Below are 1,288 nucleotides of genomic sequence, written 5' to 3' on the forward strand. Positions count from 1 at the left end.
TGCCGTGACCTTCCCCTGCTTAACTCGAACCATCAAAACCTCCTTCAATCCCGAATTTTAGGTCAATGGCTCTCCACTTTTCCAGGGCAAGTCCATTTCGGCCACCGCGCGCATACTGGATCCTGCTGCCGGCGCTGGCGTATTTCTGCTTGCTGCATTTCGTGAACTCGTAGCGGCGCGCTGGAGGGCAGAGGGAGAGCGGCCGGACACGGCGACTCTACGCGACATTCTCTACTCGCAGATTCGGGGCTTCGACATCAACGAGGCAGCTTTACGCTTTTGCGCGCTTGGCCTCTACCTGCTATCCATCGAACTCGACCCCAATCCACGGCCGGTGGACAAGCTGCATTTCGACGATTTGCGAGGCGTCGTCCTGCATCGGCCCGTCGATGCCACTGATATAGATCGTCCCGAAGCAAAGCAGTTGGGTAGTCTCGGCCCGTTGATCGGTGGCGAGCATGATCAAACATACGATCTCGTAATCGGCAATCCGCCCTGGGCGAGTGCAACTGGTTTGGAGGACTGGAACCTCCTGCTAGCCGAAATTCACGATATCGCGCGAAACAGGCTCGGAAAGGACATCACGGCTCCGCCGTTGCCCAATGCAGTCCTCGATCTGCCGTTTGTCTGGCGCGCGATGCGATGGGCAAAGCCCGACGCACAGATCATTTTTGCCCTGCACGCTCGTTTCCTGTTCCAGCAAGGCGACGGTATGCCGCTAGCCCGGCAAAGCTTGTTGGAAGCGATCGATGTAACCTCTATCATCAATGGCTCCGAACTACGTCAGACAAAGGTCTGGCCCAGCATTTCCGCGCCCTTCTGCTTGCTCTTTGCTGTTAATCGCCCGGCGCACACGGCATCCGGGTTTAGGATGCTGACGCCACGATATGAGAAAGGCTTCAATAACGCAGGGGTCATGAGGGTCGATGCGACGAATGCATATGTGGTCCGGCCACAGGATCTTCGAGACCGCCCGGAGACGCTTAAAATTCTCTTCCGTGGTAGCGAGGCCGACCTTTCTCTTATTGATCGGGTTCGTCGGGGCAGCTTCAAGACGCTCGGAAATTACTGGGCAAAGTTGTGCGACGGCGGCCTTGCTCATGGAAACGGCTACCAAAGGCTTCGCGATAGCAGCAAGAAACATGGACTTGCCCTGGAAAAGTGGAGAGCCAATTTCTCGCCGTCAGGCGGTTGCCTCGAACAGGATCGGGCTTTTGTAGCCCAATGCCGAGTGCCGCCGCGTTGGATTATAGAACCCGTCGATGAATGTGCCAATGGCACGTTCTGC

General features: G+C 56.8%; 1 pseudogene. It reads left to right on the forward strand.

What is annotated here, in order from left to right:
• Positions 1 to 115: 115 nt before the first annotated feature.
• Positions 116 to 820, forward strand: a pseudogene (locus tag CHB97_RS26945) (Eco57I restriction-modification methylase domain-containing protein); the annotation flags it as partial.
• Positions 821 to 1,288: the final 468 nt, after the last annotated feature.

It is taken from the genome of Azospirillum sp. RU38E (genome assembly GCF_900188385.1).
GTDB lineage: Bacteria > Pseudomonadota > Alphaproteobacteria > Azospirillales > Azospirillaceae > Niveispirillum.